Here is a 25,550-nt window from a genome sequence, read left to right as displayed (position 1 = left end):
AAAAATAACGGGGGCGTATCCAGTCGGATACGCCCCCGTCTGGTACAGGCGGAGCCGTAAGACTACTCTTGTGCGGTAGTTGTCTCGGGCCGTTTGCGCAGCAGGCGGAAAGTGTCGGAGGCGATCACCAGCTCTTCGTTGGTCGTCGCTACGACCACTTTGACCCGCGAATTCGGCATCGAGATGATAGCGTCTTCGCCGTAGGCCGCGTCGTTGGCCTGGTTGTCGAGGTCGATACCCATACATTCCAGCCCTTTGCAAACGGTATGGCGCAGTTTGGCTACGTTCTCGGCGATACCGCCGGTGAAAACGAGCAGGTCGGCGCCTTCGAGTTCGGCCATGTAGGCCCCCACGAAGCGTTTGAGGCGGAACATGTACATGTCCAGGGCGAGTTGGGCGCGGTCGTTGCCGTTTTCGGCGGCTTCGCGCACGTCGCGCCAGTCGGAGGAGATGCCGCTTACGCCGAGCAGACCGGACTGTTTATTGATGAGGTCGGTCGCCTTCTGGGTATTCAGCCCCTCTTTGTCCATGATGTCGAGCAGTACGCCGGGGTCGATCTCCCCGCTGCGGGTGCCCATCATCAGGCCGTCCACGGTGGTGAAACCCATCGAGGTGTCGAACGATTTGCCGTCTTTGATAGCGGTGATCGAGGCGCCGTTCCCGATATGGCAGGTGATGACTTTCGATTTTTCGAAGTCCAGGCCGGTCATTTTACAGCCTTTTTGTGCTACGTATTTATGGCTGGTGCCGTGGAATCCGTAGCGGCGGATACGGTCTTCTTCGTAGTATTTGTACGGAATGGCGTAGAGGTAGCATTCCCGCGGCATGGTCTGGTGGAAAGAGGTGTCGAATACGGCTACCTGGGGGATGGTGGGCAGCAGGCGTTCGATGGAGAGGATGCCTTTGAGATTGGCCGGGTTATGCAGCGGGGCGAGCTTGAAACAGCTTTCGATCTGCTGTTTGACGGTGGAATTGACGATGGCGCTGTCGGAAAAGTATTCGCCGCCGTGCGTCACGCGGTGTCCGGCGGCGGAAATTTCGCTCAGGCTGCCGATCACGCCGTGGTGCTCGTCGGTCAGCGCGTCGAGGATCAGGTTGATGCCGACGGAATGATCGGGAATGCTTTGCACGAATTCGAATTTGGGCTTCCCGGTCGGTTTGTGGGTCAGAATGCCGTCGGTCAGACCGATGCGTTCCACGAGACCTTTGGCGAGCAGTTTGTGCTCGGTCTGGCTGCTCATCCGGATCAGCTGATATTTGATGGACGAACTGCCGCAGTTCAATACGAGAATAATCATTGATGCTCTTTTTATTGGTTCGTTTATCCGTACAGTTGAGGGTAGAGTCCACTGTTCTTTCTTTGAAAAGAAAGAACCAAAGAAACTTTCGAGCAGGTTTGCGGTGCCTCAGTTTGTCGATACCCCTTTGCACTGTGCTTTTTGTTTTGTAAGGACAGGGGGCATTCATGCAAATACAAAGGACAGCCCCCTGTTCTTACAAAACAAATCGTCAAAGGATAAGTCATCCGCCAGGCTCAGGAGATGCGTAAGCATCTCAAAAAGTTTTTCTGGTTCTCTTTGTTCACAAAGAGAACAGTCACCTCAAACCTCAACTGTACAAATAAACGAACGATAAAAATAAGAATTATTTATGTTCGGCTTGGGCTTGGCAGGCCGTGATTGCTATCAGGTTGACGATGTCGCTCACCGAGCATCCCCGCGAGAGGTCGTTGATCGGAGCCGCCATCCCTTGAAGGATCGGACCGATAGCCTCCGCATCCGCCAGGCGCTGTACCAGTTTGTAGGAGATGTTGCCCACCTCCAACGTCGGGAATACCAAGACATTGGCACGCCCCGCGATTTTCGACCCCGGAGCTTTTTTGGCCCCCACGCCCGGCACGATCGCCGCGTCCGCCTGCAACTCGCCGTCGATCTTCATGTCCGGGGCCATCTCCTGGGCCAGTTTCGTGGCTTCGACCACCTTGTCCACCATCTCATTTTTGGCCGATCCCTTGGTCGAAAAACTCAGCATCGCGATGCGCGGTTCCATGCCCACGATGGCACGCGTGGTTTTGCCCGTTTCGACAGCGATCTGCGCCAGTTCCGGCGCCGTCGGGTTCGGATGCACGGCGCAGTCGGCGAATACCATCATGCCGTTTTCGCCGTAGTGTTTGTCCTTGAGCAGCATGATGAACGCTCCCGAAACCACCGAGATGCCCGGTTTGGTCTTCACATACTGGAATGCCGGACGGAGCACGTCGCCCGTCGCATTGCCCGCGCCGGCCACCTCGCCGTCCGCATCGCCCGCTTTGATCATCATGACCGACAGGTACAGCGGGTTGAGAATGAGCTTTTCGGCCTCTTCGCGGGTCAGACCTTTGGCCGCGCGTAATTGGAGCATCAGTTCGATGTAGGCTTCTTTTTTAGGATGGTCGGCCGGGTCGATGATACGGATGTCGCCGTTGGTCACGTGTTCCAGTCCCCAGTCGGCGGCCAGCCCCCTGAGTTCTTCCGGGTTGCCGATCAGCGTGATGTCGGCGATGCCCTGTTCGACGACCTCATTGGCCGCACGCATGGTGCGTTCTTCGTTGCCTTCCGGCAGCACGATACGCTGTCTGGCGGACCGTGCCTGTTCTCTGATTCTGTCTAAAAGTTCCATTATCTGGTGGTTTTTATCGTCATTCCCAGGAAAGTGGCCCCGACGCAGAGTACGAGGCTGACAGCGATGTACAGCAACGCTGCGGAGGTATGTCCTTCGCGCAGGAGCCGCACGCTTTCGAACGAAAAGGTGGAAAAGGTGGTGAAGCCTCCGCAGAAACCGACTACCCCCAGCAGGTGCTGGGCCGATCCCTGCTCGACATGGCGCAGGAGTATGCCGATGAGCAACGATCCCGCGACATTGACGGCCAGGGTCGCCAACGGGAAACGTATGCCGCCCCGTGCGGCGGTCAGCGCGGCGATACCCGCTCCCACGCCGTAGCGCAATACCGACCCGGCGAATCCGCCGAGTCCCACCCATAGCAGATTGCTCCACATGGCCTGTTTTTTCGTTCGATGCTAACAAAGGTACGATTAATTTGGCATGTATCCGCGCAAAATGTCAATTTCATTTCTTGAGTATACATCGGTGGGAGCCGTAGGTATATCCAAGTATATAATCGGATTTCATTGTTTAGGGTTCGGTCCGGAGCCGCGCGGGTTTACATAGGGTAATTACAGCCGGCAAAAGCTCGGACGGAGCCTCCGGGCTGACTGCTGACGCGAGGATACAGGAAAAGAGATTCATTATGCGAAATAAATATCGTACCTTCGTATCAGTCTTTACAATCTTAAATTTGTCGAAAATGAGCAAAGGACCGATTTCACAGTTCATTACACACAATTACCGTCATTTCAACGCTGCGGCGCTGGTGGATGCGGCCAAGGCTTACGAAGCGCATATGGATGCCGGCGGCAAGATGATGATTACGCTCGGGGGGGCGATGTCCACGGCCGAGCTGGGCATCTCGTTGGCCGAGATGATCCGTCAGGACAAGGTGCAGATCATTACTTGCACGGGGGCGAATCTGGAGGAGGATCTGATGAACCTGGTGGCCCATTCGCATTATAAACGGGTGCCGCATTACCGCGACCTGACGCCGGAGCAGGAGCGCGAGTTGCTGGACAATCACCTGAACCGCGTGACGGATACCTGCATTCCGGAGGAGGAGGCTTTCCGCCGTTTGCAGGGGCATATGGAAAAGATATGGAAAGAGGCGGATGCCAAGGGCGAACGGTACCTGCCGTACGAATTCATGTACAAACTGATCCGCAGCGGGGTGCTGGAACAGTATTATGAGATCGATCCGAAAAACAGCTGGATGCTGGCGGCGTGCGAAAAAAATCTGCCGATCATCGTGCCGGGCTGGGAGGATTCGACGATGGGCAATATTTTCACGTCGTATGTCATCAAGGGCGAAATGAAGGCTTCGACGGTCAAAGGGGGGATCGAGACGATGATCTTCCTCTGCGACTGGTACAAGCAGAACAGCGGAGGCAAGGGCGTGGGTTTCTTCCAGATCGGGGGCGGTATCTCGGGCGACTTCCCGATTTGCTGCGTGCCGATGATGTATCAGGATTTGGGCTGGGAGGAGACGCCGTTCTGGGCCTATTTCTGTCAGATTTCGGATTCGACGACCTCTTACGGTTCGTATTCGGGGGCGGTACCGAACGAGAAGATCACGTGGGGTAAACTGGATGTCGATACGCCGAAGTTTATCGTGGAAAGCGATGCGACGATCGTGGCGCCGTTGATGTTCGCCTATATTTTGGGCCAATAAGGCCGCATCGGATTCCGATACGAAAAGCCCGGTTTCTTTCTTGCCGAAAGAAACCGGGCTTTTCGTTGGGGGATTGTTGTTCCGGCGGGTTGTTCCGGTGAAATGTAATGGGACTTCGGGTTTTCTTTTGCCGCGGAATTTTAGTCTGGCGGAGAATGGGAAATAGAACAGGTATTGCTTGAAACCTGTCGTTCTATACGGTCTGTCTTTTATCGGTCTGAAACGATTCCCGAAACGGGGTAGCTGCCGCCCGGTCGGAGTGTCCGGTGTATCGGAAACCTGGGAATAGTACGGTTATTTGTCCGCGTAGCGGCCAGCCCGAACCGACGCAGCAGCCGAGCGCCATCGAACTTGTTCGTATGGCCGAGGCGCCAGGAGGAAGCCGGAACGGCAACCATCCTCGGCGAAGGGCTGCAACACTCGCAAAACTCGGTCTTGCCCTCGCTGGCTCCGGATCGAAAAATCGATAAATTTAACCGTAGGATTAATTGTAGGTTTGTCGCCGACGGGCGTTTGTTTTTTCTTCGCCCGCTCATGCCGCGGAGGCACTTTCTTTCTTGTGCGACCAAGAAAGAAAGCAAAGAAGTCGCCGGGAATGCGATTCCCCGTTCCCGACTTCCGTCGGAACGGAAAACCGCACATTCCCGGGTTAGCAGCCTTTGCCCGTACTTCGATACAAAGTAAGAAGCCGGGAGTACTTTGTTAAACCTACGTTTTTATTTATGCGATTCTTCAGAATCGCCGGCTTTCGCGCCCAAGCGGCTACGCCGCTTCGGGGGGTGGGCGCAAAGCCGATAAATGAGGTATTTTAACCCTACGTTTGTTTGACCATAGTCGTAGCTTGCGGAGAATAGGGTACTTACAGCCCGGCTCGAGTGCCGGGCGGCACCGGGCCTCCGCTGCGGGAGACTGCGGCCCGCGCGACCTGAAGATCGCAAGGCATGTCCCTGCCATTTAACTGTACAGTTTTAATTCAGGTTCCCGCGTTAGCGGGCGGGCCGGACGCCTCCCCCTCGGGAGGCCCGCGACCTTCATAAACTCGGAGCGGCCTCCCAAGCGTCCGACCCGAATGACAAAAACCGTACAGTTGAACTAAGTTTCTGTGCCAGCGGACGCATAGCGGTCGTTCCCGGACGTCCGATCATCGGATTACCGGTATGTGGCAGTGCACCGCATACCATGTCGATTCTTTTCGGATACCGTATCACAAAAGACAATAATTTTCCGTCCGGGCGAAAAACTTCCCTGAAAACATTCCGGAACTTTCCGGAATGCAACGGACAACAGCTCGGAATGCGGTATCGGTGTTTTCGGCAGGTGTTTCCCGACCTGTATCCGACAGCCGGTTACAAGGCCATGATGTACAGTTTGTTCGCCGGCAGATCGGGAATGAAGAGATACCCGTCCGAAATACAGATATCCGCCGGGCCTTGCAGTTCCACGCCCACATCCAGAACAGTGACGGCGTTTTTCTTGTCCGGCGTCAGGTCGATGTAACCGACCTCGGCTTTCCCTTCCGCGTTTTTCCAGTTGCTGAAATAGAGTTTCGACCCGTCCGGCGAAACGGCCACTCCGTCGTATTGCCCGTACCGGGAACCGATCAGATTGAGCGGCTTGCTGCCCGGAACGGTCATGTCCACGGCGTAAATGACATTTTGCTCGCCCGGATTTTCATTCGGGTCATACGATGCGACATAGAGCGTCCCTTCGTGTTCCGCCAGTCCGTTCGCACCCGGTATGTCGGCCACTTTTTTCGGTTTCGGCCGCTGCGCGCTCCAGATCGTTCCGCAGTCTTTCACGTCGATCGAATAGAGATGTCCCGTATTGGTGACCGATACCAGCAGAAAATCGCCCAGCGCCACGATATCGTTCACGAACAGTTCCCCTTCCGGAAAAGCGATTTTGACGGGCCTCTGTTCCGGCTGCTTCATATTGTATACGACCACGCATCCCACATCGGCCACGAACAGGCAGTCGTCCTTGACGGCCATTCCTTTCGGCGCGTTGAGCGCTCCCGTGGCCGGAAAGAGTACTTTGGTCTCTTTATCGAGCAGTACGATGTAACCTTTGCCCTCTTTGTTGAGCGGGTCGAACGTTTCGGTTCCGAAATTGGAGAGCAGTATGCCGCCGTGTTTCAGCGGAAGCGTGCCTTCGTTAAAGCGGATATGTTCGGTCACGGTATACACTTCGGCTTTGCCGGATCCGGCCGTCAAGGCCCGGGCCGGAACGGTCGTCGCCAGGAGCAGGCCGGTAAGCGCTGCGGCGAAAAAGGAAATGCGTTTCATTGTTTTTTCTTTCACAATACTTGCAGTAAAGATAATTAATTTTCTTTAAATTTGTCAATCAGCAAGAACCATTACACTACAAAAACTAACGCATACCGAAAGTTTATGAACCCTAACATCCAGATCGTTTCGGCCGACGAGGCGGTGAAAGTCGTCAAAAGCGGCGACCATGTCCATCTGAGTTCCGTGGCCAGTGCGCCCCAGTGCCTGATCCGGGCGCTTTGCGCGCGCGGCGACCGCGGCGAACTCAAGAACGTGCATATCCATCATCTCCATACGGAAGGACCGGCGCCTTATGCCGATGCCAAATACGAGGGGATATTCCAGTCCGACCAGTTTTTCGTGGGCAGCAACCTGCGCCGTGCGACACAGGAAGGGTATGCGGATTACATTCCGGTATTTTTGAGCGAGACGCAGAAACTGTACCGCTGCGGAGCGTTGCCGATCAATGTGGCGATGATTCAGGTATCGCCGCCGGACAAACACGGGTACGTGTCGCTGGGAACGTCGGTAGACGCGACGCTGGCGGCCGTCGAATGCGCGGATACGGTAATCGCCGTAATCAACAAGCATGTGCCGAGGGCTTTCGGGCAGGCGATGATCCGCATGTCGGAAATCGACATCTGGTGCGAAGACGACACTCCGCTGATCGAAGCGCCGTTCACCGCGCCGAACGAGATCGAAACGGCGATCGGCAAACATTGCGCCGAACTGATCGAGGACGGAGCCTGCCTCCAGATGGGTATCGGGGCGATCCCGAACGCGGTGCTGGCGCAGTTGAAGAACCACAAAAACCTGGGTATCCATACCGAAATGTTCGCCGACGGGGTGCTTCCGCTGGTGGAATCGGGCGTCATCAACGGCATGAACAAGGTGACGGACAAAGGGAAAATGGTTTCGACGTTCCTGATGGGGTCGCAGAAGGTCTATGATTTCATCGACGACAATCCGGGCGTGATGATGATGGATGTGGGCTATACCAACGACCCGTATATCATTTCGCAGAACCCGAATTTCACGGCGATCAATTCGGCTTTGCAGGTAGATCTTACAGGGCAGGTGTGCGCCGATTCGATCGGGACGAAACATTATTCGGGCGTCGGGGGACAGATCGACTTCATCTATGGTTCGTCGCTCTCGAAGAACGGCAAGGCGATCGTGGCGATGCCTTCCACGACCAACAAGGGAATCAGCAAGATCGCCCCGGTGCTGAATCCCGGAGCGGGCGTGGTGACGACCCGGGCGCACATGCACTGGTTCGTGACCGAATACGGTGCGGTGAACCTTTACGGAAAAACGTTGCAGGAACGGGCGCGGCTGATTATCAGCGTAGCTAATCCGGCGCACCGGGAGGAGCTGGACAAGGCGGCGTTCGAACGCTTCGGGCCGCACCATACCTATATCAAGATGACCTGCGAGGCATAAATCTGTCCGTTATCCGTATTTTTCACCCTCTTTCGTCTGTCCGAGACGGAAGAGGGTTTTATTTTGAAAGATAAGTATATACGACTTTACCCTATGATCATATGCACACCTGATTTTCAGTATATTTCGGCCCGCACCCATCCTCGAAGCGGCGTAGCCGCTTGGGCGCAGGGCCGTTTAGGGAGATCTTTGGGTAATGTCTATATACTTACCTTACAATTTAATTGTAGGTTCTTTCGCAAGGGACCTCTGCCTCTGGAGCCGCTTTCCCGCAAACATTCCGTAAACAATGCGTATCTTTGACCCAATACCGGAGGTAACGGTTGTCCGTCTGTCGGTACGGGTAGTTTGAAAACCGTAGGGTGTGAAATAAGTTTTCGCACCAACGGGCGGGCCGTGACTCTCGTCCGCGGAGGCCCGGTATCGCTTGGCGTACGGGCCTGATTGTAATTACGCCGAATTTCGGCTAACTCGGGATAGCGGCCCTGCAAACCGAGTACAAAGGACTGACAGGTCATGGCGATGTACTGCGGACGTTCAGCGAATAGCGGCGGCAGATCGGGAACCGCTATCCGTGTTCCTGAGCCGTTGCTTCGGGGGAGGAGGGAAGATGACTGAGAACCAGGAGTACGAATGGAACCGGATAAAGTCGGGTATGGCTCCCGATTGCGTCCGGCTGTCCAAATTTGACCGGAGATGATAATGAAACTGACGATACCGACACTTTTAGGGATTTCCGTATGGCTGGCCTCCTGCGGGGGGACTCCTCGGAAACCGAAACCGGAGGCCGCCTGGCAGCGGGAGGCCAAATTCCGCACGTTCCTGAACCTGACGATGACCGGACAGGAAGATTCGGCCCGCCACGTGCTCGATACGTTGCTCGATTTCTATGCGGGGGACAGCACCGCTTTCCGGCAAATGGAGGCTTTTCTGACACCCCCGCTTTCCGACCCGAATTCCCGGCTGCGGAACGACGAACTTTATATCCCTTTGCTGGAGGCGGTTATCGCTTCTCCGTTTTACGATTCGGTCGAAAAGGTACGGCCGCGTTACCGGTTGGAAATGGCTTCCAAAAACCGAGTGGGGCGGCCTGCTGCGGATTTTACCTATACGCTGGCGGACGGGACGCAGGGCACCTTATACGGGATCGAAGCGCCTTTTACCTTAGTTTATATCAATAATCCGGATTGCCATGCCTGCGAACAATTGCAGGCGGCGATGGCCGCTTCGCCTGTGATCGGCGGACGGCTGGCAGCGGGCAGACTGAAAATCGTGGCGATCTACCCGGACGAAGATCTCGAAGCGTGGCGCAGGCACCGGGGCGAAGTCCCGACGCAGTGGATCAACGGTTACGATGCCGGATTGGCCATGCGCAGGCAGTCGTTATACGACCTGCGGGCGATTCCGTCGATTTACCTGCTGGATAAGGATAAACGCGTGCTGCTGAAAGATTGCGCTTCGGTCGATCAGCTGGAGGCTTACCTTGTGCGGCACGGTTGCTGACGGCGGGGAACCTCACATCTCTCCCAGCAGGGTACGTATGGCGACGGAGGCGCAGGCGCAGCCGAAAACGGCGGGCATGTAGGAGATGGTGCCGACGTTCGATTTCTTGTTCTGCTCTTCGCAAAGGATCATCGAACCTTCGCGGACGGGTTCGGGCGAAAATACCACAGGGAAACCGGAACGGATGCCCGCCTTGTGAAGCCGTTTGCGGAGCATATGCGCCAGCGGGCAGTGGTGCGATTTACCGATGTCTCTGATTTCCATCAGCGTGGGGTCTGTTTTGGCTCCCGCTCCCATCGAACTGACCAGCGGTATGCTCCGGCCGAGGCATCCCAGAATCAGATTGACCTTGGGCGCGAGCGTGTCGATCGCATCGACGGCGAAGTCGTAGCCCGGCCCGCTGTCCAACAGGCGGTCTGTCGCATCGTCTTTGATATATTCCTGAATGACGGTCAGCTCGATGTCCGGCGCGATGTCCCGCAGCCGGTCGGCCAGGATGCGGGCTTTGGGCTGTCCTACGGTGGAGTGCAGGGCGACGAGCTGCCGGTTGATGTTGCTAATGCCTACGGTGTCGGCGTCCACAAGGGTCATCCGCCCGACTCCGGCACGGGCGATCATCTCGGCGGCGTAAGCTCCTACACCGCCCAGCCCGACCACCAGCACATGGGACTGGCGCAGTTTTTCGGCTTTATCAGGGCCGAGGAGCAATTCCGTCCGCTCGCACCAGGCCCGCGCATTTGTCATCGTCATCGAAGTGGGATATTGGGAAACAAGGCGTTGAAATTCTGTCGTATGAGATCAGCCAACCGGTCCGTGTCCAGACCGGTCTGCGCAGCGGCAAAGTTATACATTTCCCGAAGATCGACATCCGGAGCGTCGTCCGTTTCCAAAAACAGGGCCTTCGGTTTTGCCATCGCAATCCATTGCAAGGCTTTTTGTGTTTTCGGCGACCGCAGGACGGCCGGCCCGAACGAGAACCGGACGCCGGGCAGCTGCCGGAGCCATTGTCCGGCGGTTTCGGGACTGCCGGTGAAACCGTGCAGGAGAACGGGAACCGCGGCCCGCCTCTTCAGGAACGTTTGCAGGGCCTCCGTAGCGTGTACATTGTGGACGACCAGCGGTTTCCGCAACCGGTTCGCCAGGTCGGTCTGTTTCGCGAGCCATTTCTCCTGCACATCGCGGGGGGCGTAACCGTCCCGAAGATCGAGGCCCGTCTCGCCGATGGCCAGCAGCCGGGGATGGTCTGCCGGGATGGTCTCCAGCCAGCCTTCCTGCGCTTCGGCGGCGTCCCAGGGATGGATGCCAGCTGAGAAGAGATCCGTTTCCGGCCAGGCCGGGAAGGTGCCCTGCAATCGGATATTCCGGATACAGGTCGTGCCCGGTTCCGGTCGGTGGGTGTGTATGTCTATCAGGGGAAACATGGCGGCTGGCGCGAAAAAATGTATCTTTATGAAACGAAATACGGCCGGGCCGGACAACACATATAGTGAAAAATCCCGTGCCGTACAAATGTAACGAAATGGTTTCGAAAATCCCCATCCTGGTCATGGCCGCCTGTTGCCTGTCGTGCGGCCGGACGGCGAAAACGCCTGCGAAGAACGACAGTTCCGTATTGGATCCGTTGGTGGCGAGGCCGGAGCTGACCCTTGTTTTTTCGGGGGACGTGATGCAGCATCTGCCGCAGGTGGAGGCGGCGCGGTTGCCGGACGGTTCGTTCGATTACGCCTCTTGTTTCCGGTATATCCGCCCGTTTTGGGAAAGCGCGGATTTCGCGATCGTCAATCTGGAGACGACTTTGGCGGAAAAAGGGCCGTACAGCGGCTATCCCCGTTTCGCTTCGCCGAAAGCGCTGGCCGCGGCTCTGAAAGAGGCGGGAGTGGATGTGGCCGTACTTGCCAACAACCATTGTTGCGACCGGGGCGCGTCGGGCATCCGGACGACGGTGCGGACGCTGGATTCGTTGAGGATGCTCCATGCCGGCGTATATGTCGATTCGGCATCGGCTCGCCGGCCTCTGATACTGGAAAAAGAGGGCTTTCGGGTGGCCTTGCTGAACGCGACCTACGGGACGAACGGCCTGCCGGTGCCGAAAGGAATGGTGGTGCACCAGACCGATACGGTATGTCTGGAAGAGCAGTTGCGGTCGGCACGGCGGGATTCGGCCACGCATATCGTCCTGTTCGTACATTGGGGCGAGGAGTACCGACGTTCGCCGAACGAAGAGCAGCGGCGGTTGGCGGCATGGTGCCGGCGGCAGGGGATCGATGCGGTGGTCGGTTCGCACCCGCACGTAGCCCAGCCGGTCGATACGTCGGCCCGGGTGGTCTGGTCGCTGGGGAATTTCGTCTCCAACCAGCGGAAACGGTATCAGGACGGGGGACTGAATGTAAGGCTCCGTCTCTCGTTCTCGCGCAAGCCGACGATAGAGAGCCTGCCGCATTGGGTATGGCGGCCGACCGAGGGGGGACGACGGCGGTATTATGTGGTGCCGGCCTATGTGTCGGGTCCGGAGGTCGGGATGGACAGCCTGACGAACCTGGCGTTCGTCCGGGCTTTGGAGGATAACCGGGCGATAGCCGGAGCGGTGGATGAGGCGGTATTATGATGACGCGCGAAGAATTGATCGGGATGTTGGGCGCTCCGTTTTCGGATTCGGAGACGGATCGGGAACTGTTTGCCGAGGCGGTGCGGGTGCGGAACCGTGCGGTCGGGGATCAAGTATATCTGCGGGGGTTGATCGAACTGTCGAACCGGTGTCGCAAAAATTGCCTGTACTGCGGGATACGGAACGGAAACAGCGCGGCCGAACGCTATACGCTGACGGACGGACAGGTACTGGCGGCGGCCGAATACGCCTGGCGGTCGGGCTACGGTTCGGTGGTGATCCAGGCCGGGGAACGGACGGACGGGGTGTTCGTGGAGCGAATCGAACGGTTGGTCCGGCAAATCAAAACGCTGTCGGACGGCGAATTGGGCATTACGCTGTCGTTGGGAGAGCAGGAGCGGGAGACCTACCGGCGGTGGTTCGGGGCGGGAGCGCACCGCTACCTGCTCCGTATTGAGGCTTCGTCTCCGGAGTTGTATGCCAGGCTTCATCCGGCGGATCACCGGTACGAAAAACGGCTCGAATGCCTGGGGTGGTTGAAAGAGGAGGGTTACCAGGTCGGCACGGGCGTGATGATCGGACTGCCGTACCAGTCGGTCGAGGATTTGGCGGACGACCTGTTGTTTTTCAGGAACCTGGATATCGACATGTGCGGCATGGGGCCTTACATCGAATTTCCCGGCACGCCGCTGGCCGAAGCGCCGTGCGCTTTCGCGCGGGACGAGCGGTTGCGGCTGGCCTTGCGGATGATCGCGTTGCTGCGGCTGCTGATGCCGGATATCAATATCGCTTCTACGACGGCCCTGCATGCCCTCCATCCGCAGGGGCGCGAACTGGGCATAGCGGCGGGCGCGAACGTGATGATGCCCAACCTGACGCCTGCCGTCGTGCGGGCGAACTATAAGTTATACGATAACAAGCCGTTGCAGGACATGGACTTGCGCGGGTTCAACGTCGCTTTGGACAGTGGGTGGGGCGATTCGCGTCATTTCTCGGTGCGGACGGCCGGGGCGCCGGTGTCTGCGTTGCGGGAAAAATAGGAGCGGGTGCGGAGGGCGCTCCGGCGGTTGATCCATACGATCAGGGCGATGATCGCCAGGTAGATGGCTGCGCATGCCCAGCCGCTGAGCCGGATGCCGGTGACGGCCACCCAGTCGTGGCTGCCCATCCGGGTGATGACGGCGTTTTGCCAGTCGGTAACCGTGCGGGTCAGTGCGAAGACCCATTCCCAATGGCTGACCAGATAGAGCAGCGAACCGCCGATAATGGCCGGGACGGTAAACCAGATCAGGGGATTGAGCAACAGGCCGGCGAGTTGCAGTTGCCCGAAGTGGTACATGACCAGCGGAAATGTTCCGACTTGGGCCGTGATACCGACCAGGGTCAGCGACCACAGCCAACGGAGAAGGGTATGGCGCGGCATCCGGAACCGGGCGAGGGGCTGGTAAAGGGTGATGATGCCGACCATGGCGGCGAACGAGAGTTGGAAACCGATGTGGTAAATGTAATAAGGGTTCCAAAGTAGGATCAAAAGGGCCGCTGCGCATAAGGTGTTGAAACTGTTGGTATAGCGGGAGAGCATCAGTCCGGTTTGCAGGAGCGAGAACATGACGACGGCCCGGATGACGGAAGGGGAGAGACCGGTCAGCACGGCGTAACCGCAAAGACTGAGGATAACGAGGATACCGAGTGCGATATATCCGCGTCGGAGCAACCGTATCCATCCGAACAGCAGATTGAGGATCATGAAAATAATGCCTACGTGCAGGCCGGAGACCGAGAGCAGATGGGCTACGCCGGTACGGGAATAGCTGTCCCTCAGCTGAGGGTCGATATAGGACTGGTTCCCGATGGCGAGCGCCTGCATGATATTCCCTGCATCGTCCGGAGAGGTCGCATCGCCGGACAATAACTCGTTTCCCAGCTTGTTTCGCAATGATTCGATCCGTGTTCCCCAGGTGGTGTCAGTGCCGATCCGGGATACCGTCCATGCGAAACAGCGTGCTGTGATGCCGCGCGTGCGGCGCATGTAAAGGTCGTATCCTGACGAATCGGCGGCGTAGAGGCGTCCGCGCACACGGACGATATCGCCGATCCGCAGTCGGGGATTCCGTGCGGAGGTGTCGGCATAGAGCCGGACGAAAATATCGCCGAGCGGTATCCATTGCCCGCTGATGCTGTCGGCGAAACAGAAGAGGGTGGCGGTGCTGCGGCACCAGCGTCCGCGGATATCCGGAATGCTTTCGACGCGTCCCAGGAAAGTGAGTCGTTCGCCGTGGTGTTCGATGGCGGGAGCGGGGTCGGTACGGTGCAGGGCGGCTCCTGCGGCGCCCGCGCAGAAAAAGAGGCTCCATGCCAGAATCCGTTTCCAGGAGGCTATCCGGTCGGTGAACAGGTATTTGACCAGTACGACGGCGAGAAGCAGGCCGCCCAGCACCAGGCCGGAAACCGCGTAGCTATCGCTTCGGTCGGGAAGCGCGAAAGAGAGGATACCGGCGATAAGGGAGACGGCCGGTTCGAGCAGCGGGGTATTGGACCGGGTGAAACGTGCCATGCGGCGGCCGGGGTTAGTGGTTGGTCAGGTGGCTGCAATCCAGGCTCCGGTATTGGATGGCTTCCGCCACGTGGTCGATCCGTATGACCTCGGAGCCGGCCAGGTCGGCGATCGTCCGGGCGACTTTCAGTATCCGGTCGTATGCCCGGCCGGAAAGTCCCATTGTCGTCATGGCGTGCCGTATCAGTTCGATGCTTTCGTCGTCGAGGCGGCAGTACCGTTCCATCTGTTCCGGAGTCAGCATCGCGTTGTTGTGGGTGTTCGCGTATCCGTCCCGTTGCAACCGTCGGGTCTGTCGTTCGCGGGCCGCTATGACGCGTTCCCGGATCTGCGTGCTGGTTTCCCCTTCGCGCAGGCGGCGGGTCATGCTTTCCACCGCTACGGGGATGACTTCGACCTGTATGTCGATCCGGTCGAGCAGCGGCCCGGAAATCTTGTTCATATACCGGGCCTGCGCGGAGGGCGTGCAGGTACAGGTCTTCTCCGGATGGGTGCGGTAACCGCACGGACAGGGATTCATCGCGGCGATCAGCATGAAGTTGGCGGGGTAATCGACGCTGTATTTCGCCCGCGAGATGGTGATCCGTTTCTCGTCGAGCGGTTGTCTCAGTACTTCCAGTGTCCGGCGGTTGAATTCGGGCAGTTCGTCCAGAAAGAGGATACCGTTGTGCGCCAGCGAGATTTCGCCGGGTTGCGGCGGTACGCCGCCGCCGACCAGCGCGACTTCCGAAGTGATGTGGTGCGGTGCCCGGAACGGCCGGGCGGTCAGCAGGCCGCCGGAATGGTTGTCGCCCAGTTTTCCGGCGACGGAGTGTATCTTGGTGGTTTCGAGCGCTTCGGCCAGCGTCATCGGCGGGGTTATGGTCGGCATCCGTTTGGCGAGCATGCTTTTTCCGGCTCCCGGCGGGCCGATCATCAGCACGTTGTGGCCTCCGGCTGCGGCGATTTCCAGCGCGCGTTTCACTTCTCCCTGCCCCTTGACGTCCCGGAAATCGATGTCGAAGTCGTCCAATTTGGAGAAATATTCCGCCCGTGTGTCGATCACGGTAGGTTCCGGTACCGGCTCGCCGTTCAGCAGGGCGACGACCTGCATCAGATCGGCGGCGCCATATACCTTGAGGTTCTGTACCACGGCGGCTTCCCGTGCGTTCGCTTCCGGCAGGATAATGCCTTCGAATCCCTCTTTCCAGGCTTGTACGGCGATGGGTAGCGCTCCCTTTACAGGCAGCAGGGCGCCGTCCAACGAAAGTTCTCCGACCAGCACGTACCGTTCCAGCATGGGACTCGCGACCTGTTTCGATGCGGCGAGGATGCCGACGGCGATGGGCAGGTCGTAATGGGAACCGACTTTCCGCATGTCGGCCGGCGCCATATTGACGAGGATATTGAATCCGGGCATGTGCAGCCGGTTATTCGCGAATGCGGCGGTGATACGCTGCTGGCTCTCCCGGACGGCGTTGTCGGGCAGACCCACGACCAGAAACCGGATGCCCGGCGAGAGATTGACTTCGACGGTGATCGTCCGGGCGTCTATCCCTTCCACGGTGCTGCTGTATGTTTTGACGAGCATTCCGGGACGGTTTTTACAAATTGTTGATCGACTCCACGCCGCCCATGGTCGCTTTTTTGATGTGGAGGGTCATGGGTTCGCCGGTAAAGAAGATGTTGGCGCCCGTTACGGCGCGTGCGTCGAGCAGTTCGTTGGCCCGCAGCTGGATTTCCGCTTTCCCGGAGGCGGAGGCGGTCACGTTGCCGACCGACAGGTCGAGGCATTCGATGCGGCTGCCCAGCCGGGCCTGATAGGTGGCGTACTCGGCCGTACCGCTGACCTTGACAACGTTATCTCCGCTGGTGCGGACGGTTACGTCGTTGCACTCGGCGACTATGTCCATTTTGCCGACGGAGCTTTCCGCTTCGAGATAGAGGCTGGAGCAGAGGATCGGATCTTTGGCCGTCACTTCGCCTCCGGTGATGACGATACGGTTCAGTTCGCGGTAGTATAGTTTGATGTCGGCATAGGCCCGCTTATTGACGAGTCCTTTGCGCGTGGCGACGTTCAGTGCGTTGTCTTTGATGCGCCAGTTGATGCCTTTGGCGTCGATACCCCACAGCATGATTTGCATCCGGTTTTCTTCAGCCGGAATCAGTTCGATCCGGATCGGGCCGTCGGTATTCAGTATGGTGAACGGGGCCAGCGGTTCAGTTTCGATAATTTGCTGGGCGTGGCTCCGGACGGTTCCGAAGGCCATGAGGCACACGAGGCCCGACAGAAGGGGGAGACGGGATATTTTCATAGTATTCAAATGTATGGTTTTTCCGGGGATTCCCAAAAATAAAAACCCGCCTTTCATGATAATAATGAAAGGCGGGTCTATAAAAATAATAGTCGGCAGGGGCCGGCGTATATCACGCGGGATTAGTCGCCGAAGCTGATACCGCAACCGCGGGCGGCTTTCACGATGTCGCTGTCGGCACGCACGTAGTTGCACTGTCCCACGGCTTCTTCGAACGGCACGGCGATGATGTCCGGGTGGCGGTACGATACCATGTGGCCGAATTTGCCTTCCAGAACGTATTCGAACGCCTTGACGCCGAACTGGGTAGCCAGCACGCGGTCGTATGCGATCGGCACGCCCCCGCGCTGGATGTGACCCAGGACGGTTTCGCGGATGTCCGGTTCGAATCCGGCGGCTTTCAGCTGGCGGCTCAGGTCGTAGGCGATACCGCCCAGACGCACGTTTTCGTAGCCGACTTCGGTAGCGGCGGCGGCATGTACGGTCCCGTCTTTGGGCAGCGCCCCTTCGGCGACGACGATGATGGCCGAACCGCGTCCCTTCGAGTTGTAGCGTTTTTTCAGTTTGTCGAGCACGATGTTCAGGTCGTACGGGATTTCCGGGATTAGGCAGACGTCGGCGCCCCCGGCGATGGCCGCATGCAGGGCGATCCAGCCGGTGTTGCGGCCCATCACTTCCAGAATGAATGTCCGGTTGTGCGATGCCGCGGTGGTCACCAGTTTATCCACGGCGTCGGTAGCGATCTGCACGGCGGTCTGGAAACCGAAAGTGAAGTCGGTGGCCGAGAGGTCGTTGTCGATGGTTTTCGGCACCCCTACGATGTCGAGACCCTGGCTCTGAAGCTGCTGCGAGATACGTTGCGACCCGTCGCCGCCGATCGAAATGACCGCCTCGACGCCCATGTACTGGAGTTTGCGGATCATTTCGTCCGAACGGTCCACGTATTCCCACTGACCGAGGTGTTTGTTGTACACGGGCCATGCGAAGGGACCCCCTTTGTTGGTCGTTTCTATGATGGTACCGCCGCGGTAGTGGATCCCGGCCACGGCTGCTTCGTCGAGCACTTTGACCTCGGTGGGTTCCCACAGGATACCGTTATAAGCCTGGATACTGCCAAGCACTTCCCAGTCCCCTTCCTGCGCCGCGCGTTTGACTACGCCGCGGATGACTGCATTCAAGCCGGGGCAGTCGCCGCCGCTCGTTGCAACTAAAACTCTTTTCATGTTTCGATAGGGTCTTTTTTACGTTTCAAAAACAGCTACAAATGTAAACATTTTTTTGAACGCGCCCAATCGGACCGGAATAAAGATAGGGTTAATTTTCGGTGTCGCGGGTTCCGTCAGCCGAGGTGAGCATTTCGTACACCTGTTCGGCATCGTCGCGGTTCTGGCTGGCGATGATCAGTCGGTCGCCGGCCTCCAGGACGGTCGATCCGGTGACGATGATATGGTCATCGCCCCGTCTGAGGAGCGTGATGCGGGCGCCGTCGGGGAACGGGGCGTCGGATACGGGACGCCCTGCGTAGGCGTTGCCTTCGGCGACGCGGATTTCGATCAGGTCGGAAACTTCCGAAGGGTCGATTTCCGGTTTGCTGCCGATCATCTTCTCTTCGGGTTCGGATACTTTCAGCCATTTGGCGAACAGGGGCAGGGTGGTGCCTTGTACCAGAATGGAGGTCAGGGAGATGAAGAAAACGATGTTGAAGATCATGCCCGCCTTGTCGATACCGGCGATCAGCGGGTAGGTGGCGAACACGATGGGTACGGCGCCTCGCAGTCCGACCCACGAAACGAACGTTTTACTGCGCAGCGGCATTTTGAAAAAGAGCAGCGAGGCGAAGACGCTCAAGGGGCGGGCGATGAGAATCATGAAGACGGATACGAGCAGCCCGATCCCGATAACGGGAACGATCTGGCTGGGGAAGACGAGCAGGCCGAGGGTGAGGAACAGGATGATCTGCATCAGCCATGCGAATCCGTCGAAGAAGCTGAGTATGGAGGCGCGGTGGGGTATCTTGTGGTTGCCGAGCCAGAGGGCGGCCAGGTATACGGCCAGGAAGCCGTTGCCTCCGATCGCGTCCGTCGCGGCGTAGGTGAAGTACATCAGGGCGATGATCATGACGGGGTAGAGGCCCATGTAGCTCAGCTTGACGTGTCGTGCGATCCATACCATTGCGATCCCGAACAGGATGCCGGCTCCGCCGCCTACGACGATCTGGACGAAAAACCGGACGATGGCTTCGGATACCGAGGCTTCGGGGTTCATGACCAATCCCAGGCAGATAATGGTCAGCAGGTAGGCCATCGGGTCGTTGCTTCCGCTTTCGAATTCGAGGATGGGACGCAAGTTATGTTTGAGTTTCAAACTTTTGGATCGAAGGATAGAGAAGACGGCGGCGGCGTCGGTGGAGGAGACGATCGAGCCGAGCAACAGTCCTTCGAACAGCGAAAAACCGGGAACGATCCAGTGAACGAAAAGGCCGGTCAGGATGGCGGTGAACAGTACGCCTGCGGTGGAGAGGATCACGCCTTGCCACATGACGGGTCTCACGGATTTCCATTCGGTATCGAGACCGCCGGAGAACAGGATGAAGTTCAGGGCGATGACGCCGATGAATTGGGCGATGCCCGGACTGTCGAAATTGATGCCGCCGATGCCGTCCGTCCCGGCGAGCATCCCTACCGCCAGAAACAGAACCAAAGCGGGAACGCCGAATTTATAGGCTCTTTGGCCTGCTAAAATACTGACAAACAATAGAACTGATCCGATCAGAATGATGTTTCCCGCTGTGATATTCATGCGCTTGAAATATGGATTTTGGAAGTTGATTTGGCTTGCGTGCTAATTTACAAAAATTACGCCAACTTTTTGTCCTGAAAAAAGAAAACGGAGAATCTCTGCGATTGATCGGAATGGTTGGGGAGAGCGTCTGACTGAATCGGGGAGTCTGCGCGATTGGGGCGGGATACGGTTAGGCTTTATGTCTGGGGCGAGCTGTGGTTTTCCGCAGAGCAGGGTAGGACCTGTTGCGGGTTGAGGGTTGAAATGGCCCGAATCTGGTGTGTTCCGCAGGTGTGTCCTGCATATATTTAACAGTATGGTGTTTTAGGTTATAGCAGCGAATCAGCATTTTAGGGTGCTTATAGTCGCTTGAGGTGCTGCTCGGCATTCGAATCGGCTGTAACTACCTTTGCCTTCGCTGGCTCCGGGGTGAAACCGATAAATTACAAATTTAACAGTACAATTATTTTCATTCGGGTCGGGCGCCCGGGAGCGGTCGCAACGTTTGGCGAGTAAAGCGACGAATTGCGGGCCTCCTGTGGGGAGGCGTCCGGCCCGCCCGCTCACGCGGGAACCTGAATTAAAACCGTACGGTTAAATGCCGTAATGTATCGGCTTTGCGCCCGCCCCCCGAAGCGGCTCTGCCGCTTGGGCGCGAAAGCCGGCGATTCTTCCGAATCGCATCAATAAAAAACGTACGATTTTCGAATGATTTTGCCGTGCGGTTCCGGACAACGGCCGCCTCCGGGAACCCGATCAAAGATACGCCCCCGAAACAAACCCGTTGGTAAAAGCAAAACCGGGGAAAAACCAGCCCGGACCCCCATCGCAAACCTCGTTTCGCCGGTAAAATCAAAACGAAAGCCCCGCCCGGTCGGTACCGGAATAAAAAAGGCAGGCCCCCTAAGACCTGCCCTGCGATTTTATGCTCCCGTAGGTCGCATTATTCCTGAATACATCGTACCTGAAGACCATACGCACGATACGTCGTATAATAGGTAGTAAGGTACTGCGTGTTGAGATTCAGATAGTGGGCATTAGAACCGCTAATGGCGACTGTAGATGACCAGTTATACCCACTGTAGCCGACATTTCCCAGTGCTCCATTGGTGCTGCTACGGTTACCCGGAACGGGATACCAAGCGATCGGGGCGCCATTGCCGGAAGCAGAAACTTTATAAAGACGACCATTAGTTATATCATAATCGCCTGATTCTCCGTCTTCTTTCGGTGAACCCTCGATATAATAGGGGAATGTACCATTCAACGGCTGTGCATTATCCGTAGTCCGCGTAAAATCGCTCCAGGTGCCGTCCGGTGCGATACGCCATCCTTCCGGACAGGGATCATAAACGCTTTTCTCTTTTCCGTCGCCCCACAAGTCGTGATTCTGGCTGGTAGTCGAAGTAGTATACCAATCCCGCGTATTACCATCGCTATAAATAAAACTCAATGGATGAGCGACCGCGTAAGCCAAAGAAATATTCCCTGACATCACTCCTCCGGTCGTAATATTCACTTTTTTATAGCCGGCACCGTTTTCCGGTAAAACGGTCTTTCCGTCCGGGCCATAAATCGGGATTGTTATGGCTGAACCGTCGTCCGCATCGATCGTGGAACCCTGGGCACGCGGGAACGGGTCTTTACGACCCCACTGGTAAAACAGTCCGAAAGCCTGGTCGGCCGTGTTATCCCCTGAAGCCGGAGCCGTATAATAAGTCTTCGTGGCTCCCAGATTACGGTCCATAATTACGCGGTTCCGGGTCGGCGTAACAGCTTTCACGGCCGCCATAAACTTTGTTCCATAGGTATGCACCTGTCCGCCATCGACCGAGGCGTAAGAGTTTTCGCCCAAACCGTAATCTTTCGTGCCGTCGGGACGGTAGTCGGTTACCCACACATGCCATGACCAAAGGCAATCTTTATCGGTATAATTGGAAGTCGTCGTACCTGCCGGATAAAGTCCGACGACAACATTCCCGGCTCCTTTGTTCCGATCGGTCATAACAGTTACATACCCCTGTTCCTTGTCGTAACCGATGCTCTGCACCAATCCCTGCCCGTCCTGCCAGATAACGACCGGCACATAACCGGCCCCTTTCGCCCACTGCTTCAGCGAAAGGCCCGAGGCCTCGGCTCCGGTGAGTTTCTTTTGGCGGTCTTCGACGCTGAACATCGCCGCACCGCCGGGCGTCACCATTCCGCAGTTCGCCTCTACCACGTCCACATCTTCTGCGATGGTCACCCGCTGGTCGCCGCTCGCCGAAAAATTATGTACCGTACAGGTAACCGTATAGATTTTGTTTCGCCGGATATTGAAGTCGCCGACCATGTCGGCGCCGAGGTAAATTTTCAGGGTCGCCAGCCGACTTTCCTGCCTGTCCAACACCTGCACCTCCGCGTAAGTGCAATAATCGCCGAGGCTTCCGGGCACCTTTTTCAGCGGGTCGTCGTTGGCTATCGTCCCCCGCACGTTGTCGGGCACGAACCACGACTGCTGCGCCTCCGCATCGCCGGTCGCCGCCGCATCTTCGAAATTCCCGGCTTCCGCCTCCGGATAAGTAGCCCCGTCGGGCACGGCGAAATAGAAGTTTTTCGGTTTATTGACCAGCCTGACCGAAGTAATCGCATAATCCCCTCCGGCTGCCTCGTCGATACGGGCGGTGAAAAGGATTTGCGCCGCTATCCGTTTCAGCTTGAATATCTTATCGCCCAAGAACTTGCCGTTGGAATAGATGTCTGCGCTCACTTCGTCGCTGCACATCGGAATGCCTGCGGCGGTCGCCATATCGGGCGACGCGCCGAGCGTTCCGGCCAGTTTCCTGAAATCGGCCAGACTTTTTCCTTCCAGAGCGGTCGAAAAATCGGTCTGATCGTCCATGGCCGCCACCACATAGAGCTTTTGGCCTTTACCCGCCCGCAAGGTCGGCGTCAGGTTCTCGCCCGCCCGCAGGATCGGTGTCTTGTCGGCGGTTACGAACCGGCCTTCGGCATCGAATTGGATCGTCCAGACGTTCTTCAGTTCGAGGGATGCTTTGGTCTGCTCCGTTTCGGCGACTTCCGAAAAGACTACCTCCAAGGCTCCGTTTTCGTAAATTTTCGTCTTTCCGCCCCCGTCCGAGGCAGAGGCCGCCTCCTCTACGGCAAATCCGATTTCGACCCGGACGGGTTCGCCTGCGCCTGCGAATCCTTCGTCGATCCGCTTGGTGCAGGATGCCAGCAGAAGGGCTGCCGAGCATAGTGCAATCGTACTTTTCATATTTCAGTCTTTATTTTATTTTCGTTTTTTGCCTGGTAGGGGCCTTTATTGTATCCGTACGGTTTATTTTATGGCCGGAGCCAGCGGGGCCGCAACAAGCATCGCGCAGTTGCAGGCCTACGCCGGGGGTGGCTTCGGCCTGACTAAGGGAGAACATTGAAATAAACCGTACGGTTTAATTCACATTTCCGCGCCAGCGGACGGGCCGCAGCCTGCGGAGGCCCCATGCGAAAAACCCTACGGTTAGTTTGGGCCTACTCCCATGCCAGCCCCGAACCTGCAAAACCCATGGTACTCCGATCTCTACTCCTGAATACACCGTACAGGACGAGAATTGCTCCGATAAGTTTCACCCGAAAGATAGATTTTGTTCATATCGTACCACATATACAGGACATAATAAGTACTGGCCGTAGATGTCCAATATGCTCCCTTATTGCCGACATCGACCAGTTCCCCCTGCAAAATATTACCATTCCCTCCAAAATAAAAACCCGTAGCGGGAAACCAAGCGCCGATACCCGAACCGGAGACGGATATTCTGTAAAGTCTGCCGTTGGTTTTGGCACTTTCCGTTTCCAGTCCATCCTCCCGGAGGTCGCCTTGTATATAGTACGGGAAAACATCGTCTTTAAAATCTTGCCATATGTCGTTCGGTGCAACGCGCCATCCTGCAGGACAGGGATCGTAAATGCTCTTTCCCGTACCGTTGCCCCACAACGTATTATTTTGAGGAGTGAGCCAATCGGACGGATCAGCAACCGAATAATAGAACGTGAGTGGAGTTTTAATTACATCGTTCAGGGTCACCGGGCCCGGTATCTTACGGAAGCCGTCGGTGGCGTTTTCAACCAACCGGACTTTGCCGTCCGTTCCGTAAATCGGAACGGGAACCGGAGAGGTTGTACTTACTCCGTCCCATTGGGGGAACGGGTCTTTGCGTCCCCACTGGTAAGCCAGACCGAAAGCGAGCGGCGCTTCCGAATCATTCGCTTGGGGAGGAATATAATAAGCCTTGGCCGCCCCCAGATTACGGTCCATAATTACGCGGTTCCTGGTCGGCGTAACGGCTTTTACGGCTGCCATAAACTTTGTTCCGTAAGTATGCACCTGTCCGCCATCGACCGAGGCGTAAGAGTTTTCGCCCAAACCGTAATCTTTCGTGCCGTCGGGCCGGTAGTCCGTTACCCAGATATGCCAGCTCCAAAGAATGTCCCCCGTACAGTTTTCTCCGCTGTATGCGGCGACCACGGCATTACCTCCGCGAGCGATCTTGCTGCTGGCATAGACCGTCGCCTGCGAGGGGGCGAACGCTACGTTGCGGATCAGCGGATTGACGCCGTCGCCCTCCTGCCACAACACGCCCATGCTTTTGGGAGCGATGGGCTGCGCCCCTGCGCCGCCGTTGCCCTGTATGCGGGGATCGAACGTTACGCTCGACCCCGGCACGACCATAAAGCAGTTGGCCGGAGATGCCACGCCGAAACTGGCGTCCTGAGTCGGTTCGTCATCGACGCCCGGCTCTTCGACATCGACCAGGTGAATGGGCGTAATACGCAAATCCACCAGATTTATCCCTTTGATCGCCGCCTCGATCCTGTAAATCGTATTCCGGACTACATTATAATCTTTCACCGGATCGGCGCCCAGATAAAGGCGGTAAACCACTTCTGCGGTTTTTCCGTCCTGCGTGTAATCCCCCGTCATCTCCACATAAGTGGCCTTCTCGCCGCCGGGGGACAAAGCGGCGGCGGTCTTCTGCGAAGCAAGTTCCGCCGTTCCCGTTCCCCGTTTGTTTTCGGGCACGTACCACACCTGCGAACCCTTCGCCTCCGGAGTCGGCTGCACAGCCACCGGCACCTCGGGATAATCCCCGAAAGCGGCCGATACGGCCGGATATATCTCTGCCGGATCGGCATACGACATCACCTGCGGCACGTTCCGCAACCGAATGCTCCTGAGCGTGAAAGAGACCTGCTTATCCGCGGCATCCGGTATATCGACCCAGTAACTCAGCTCGATTTTGGCCGCCGCACGTCTCATCACGACCGCCGCGCGGGTCTGTCCGCCGTCGATCGTTCCTCGGTACTCGCCGTACATGGGCAGCCTGCCGCCGGCCGTCAGAGCCGCTTCGTCCGCAACGCTGCGGGTCAGCGCCCGGCACTCGCCGAGCGTGCCCCCGAACCCTTTGAACGGGGCGTCGTCCGCCACGTTGGCCACGAAAACGACCGTCTGCTCCGCACCCGAAACCAAATCGAGCACCAGCTCGTTGTCCGTCACCGTGCCGCCCTTATAAATGTATTTCACGAACCGGCCCGAAGCGTCGAACTGCAATACGGCGACGTCGGCCAAAGCGTCCTCCTGCACCGAAACCGCTTTCGTCTGTTTCAGGCCGATCGTTCCGGGATTCAACCGGAAAACGGTCAGCCCCGCCCCGTCTCCCTGCGGCCCCCCGCTACGGCGGCAGGAAACGGACGCCCCCGCAATCAGTAAGAGTAGTAAGATTATCTTTTTCATACCTGGATT

The 25,550-nt window shown here is 57.4% G+C and carries 18 protein-coding genes; 5 read left to right on the top strand and 13 right to left on the bottom strand.

Going from position 1 to position 25,550, the window contains the following annotated elements; genetic code table 11:
* Window positions 1-62 precede the first annotated feature (62 nt).
* From RIKMI_RS0101020 to crcB, 3 genes are all read right to left on the bottom strand, one after another.
* Window positions 63-1,298, bottom strand: coding sequence for an acetate/propionate family kinase (locus tag RIKMI_RS0101020; RefSeq protein WP_027290119.1), 1,236 nt, complete (start codon window positions 1,296-1,298; stop codon window positions 63-65).
* A 346-nt stretch (window positions 1,299-1,644) separates the two neighbouring features.
* A complete protein-coding gene (gene pta / locus RIKMI_RS0101015) occupies window positions 1,645-2,658 on the bottom strand; it encodes a phosphate acetyltransferase (RefSeq protein WP_027290118.1) in 1,014 nt (337 codons plus the stop codon).
* Window positions 2,658-3,035, bottom strand: a complete 378-nt coding sequence (crcB, locus tag RIKMI_RS0101010) for a fluoride efflux transporter CrcB (protein ID WP_027290117.1) — start codon at window positions 3,033-3,035, stop codon at window positions 2,658-2,660. Before crcB ends, pta begins: the two co-directional genes overlap by 1 nt.
* A 308-nt stretch (window positions 3,036-3,343) precedes the next feature.
* On the opposite strand from crcB, the gene RIKMI_RS0101005 reads away from it, so the two are divergent.
* Window positions 3,344-4,318: a deoxyhypusine synthase family protein gene (locus tag RIKMI_RS0101005; RefSeq protein WP_027290116.1), complete on the top strand. Its 975-nt coding sequence runs from the start codon at window positions 3,344-3,346 to the stop codon at window positions 4,316-4,318.
* A 1,346-nt stretch (window positions 4,319-5,664) separates the two neighbouring features.
* Here RIKMI_RS0101005 and RIKMI_RS12520 read toward each other — a convergent pair.
* Window positions 5,665-6,603 carry a YncE family protein gene (locus tag RIKMI_RS12520; RefSeq protein WP_051214186.1) on the bottom strand — a complete coding sequence of 313 codons (939 nt, stop codon included), beginning with the start codon at window positions 6,601-6,603 and terminating at the stop codon, window positions 5,665-5,667.
* Window positions 6,604-6,708: 105 nt separating this feature from the next.
* Here RIKMI_RS12520 and RIKMI_RS0100990 point away from each other — a divergent pair, with 105 nt between their 5' ends.
* Complete coding sequence (locus RIKMI_RS0100990; RefSeq protein ID WP_027290114.1) at window positions 6,709-8,028, top strand: acetyl-CoA hydrolase/transferase family protein; 1,320 nt, start codon at window positions 6,709-6,711, stop codon at window positions 8,026-8,028.
* Between the two features lie 702 nt (window positions 8,029-8,730).
* A complete protein-coding gene (locus RIKMI_RS12515; RefSeq protein WP_051214184.1) occupies window positions 8,731-9,531 on the top strand; it encodes a DUF5106 domain-containing protein in 801 nt (266 codons plus the stop codon).
* A gap of 12 nt (window positions 9,532-9,543) precedes the next feature.
* Here RIKMI_RS12515 and RIKMI_RS0100980 read toward each other — a convergent pair whose 3' ends face one another.
* Window positions 9,544-10,275, bottom strand: a complete 732-nt coding sequence (locus RIKMI_RS0100980) for a tRNA threonylcarbamoyladenosine dehydratase (RefSeq protein WP_027290113.1) — start codon at window positions 10,273-10,275, stop codon at window positions 9,544-9,546.
* Between the two features lie 2 nt (window positions 10,276-10,277).
* Window positions 10,278-10,952: a TatD family hydrolase gene (locus RIKMI_RS12510; RefSeq protein WP_147288459.1), complete on the bottom strand. Its 675-nt coding sequence runs from the start codon at window positions 10,950-10,952 to the stop codon at window positions 10,278-10,280.
* 98 nt (window positions 10,953-11,050) lie between these two features.
* Between RIKMI_RS12510 and RIKMI_RS12505 the strand changes: the two genes are divergently transcribed.
* Together RIKMI_RS12505 and hydE are read left to right on the top strand one after the other, a co-directional pair.
* Entirely contained in the window at window positions 11,051-12,136 is a 1,086-nt protein-coding gene (locus RIKMI_RS12505) for a CapA family protein (RefSeq protein ID WP_147288460.1), read from the top strand.
* The gene (gene hydE / locus RIKMI_RS0100965; protein ID WP_245584924.1) at window positions 12,133-13,176 is read left to right on the top strand and encodes a [FeFe] hydrogenase H-cluster radical SAM maturase HydE; all 1,044 of its coding nucleotides are present in this window, start codon (window positions 12,133-12,135) and stop codon (window positions 13,174-13,176) included. Before RIKMI_RS12505 ends, hydE begins: the two co-directional genes overlap by 4 nt.
* Here hydE and RIKMI_RS12500 read toward each other — a convergent pair.
* From RIKMI_RS12500 to RIKMI_RS0100930, 7 genes are all read right to left on the bottom strand, one after another.
* The gene (locus tag RIKMI_RS12500) at window positions 13,122-14,690 is read right to left on the bottom strand and encodes a ComEC/Rec2 family competence protein (RefSeq protein ID WP_037291288.1); all 1,569 of its coding nucleotides are present in this window, start codon (window positions 14,688-14,690) and stop codon (window positions 13,122-13,124) included. The genes hydE and RIKMI_RS12500 overlap by 55 nt on opposite strands.
* Window positions 14,691-14,703: 13 nt before the next feature.
* Window positions 14,704-16,260 (bottom strand): YifB family Mg chelatase-like AAA ATPase, encoded by a 1,557-nt coding sequence (locus tag RIKMI_RS0100955; protein WP_027290111.1) that lies wholly within the window; start codon window positions 16,258-16,260, stop codon window positions 14,704-14,706.
* 13 nt (window positions 16,261-16,273) lie between these two features.
* The gene (locus tag RIKMI_RS0100950; RefSeq protein ID WP_037291286.1) at window positions 16,274-16,984 is read right to left on the bottom strand and encodes a GIN domain-containing protein; all 711 of its coding nucleotides are present in this window, start codon (window positions 16,982-16,984) and stop codon (window positions 16,274-16,276) included.
* Window positions 16,985-17,106: 122 nt separating this feature from the next.
* Complete coding sequence (locus tag RIKMI_RS0100945) at window positions 17,107-18,207, bottom strand: 6-phosphofructokinase (RefSeq protein ID WP_027290109.1); 1,101 nt, start codon at window positions 18,205-18,207, stop codon at window positions 17,107-17,109.
* Window positions 18,208-18,298: 91 nt separating this feature from the next.
* Window positions 18,299-19,783 carry a potassium/proton antiporter gene (locus RIKMI_RS12495; protein ID WP_037291284.1) on the bottom strand — a complete coding sequence of 495 codons (1,485 nt, stop codon included), beginning with the start codon at window positions 19,781-19,783 and terminating at the stop codon, window positions 18,299-18,301.
* Between the two features lie 925 nt (window positions 19,784-20,708).
* Window positions 20,709-23,024 (bottom strand): DUF4906 domain-containing protein, encoded by a 2,316-nt coding sequence (locus tag RIKMI_RS0100935; RefSeq protein ID WP_027290108.1) that lies wholly within the window; start codon window positions 23,022-23,024, stop codon window positions 20,709-20,711.
* 303 nt (window positions 23,025-23,327) lie between these two features.
* Window positions 23,328-25,541, bottom strand: coding sequence for a DUF4906 domain-containing protein (locus RIKMI_RS0100930; protein ID WP_084135127.1), 2,214 nt, complete (start codon window positions 25,539-25,541; stop codon window positions 23,328-23,330).
* Window positions 25,542-25,550 lie beyond the last annotated feature (9 nt).

This window comes from Rikenella microfusus DSM 15922, from assembly GCF_000427365.1.
GTDB classification, from domain to species: Bacteria; Bacteroidota; Bacteroidia; order Bacteroidales; family Rikenellaceae; genus Rikenella; species Rikenella microfusus.
The sequence above is the reverse complement of the archived record's forward strand: the minus strand, read 5'-3'. Positions and strand labels throughout refer to the sequence as shown.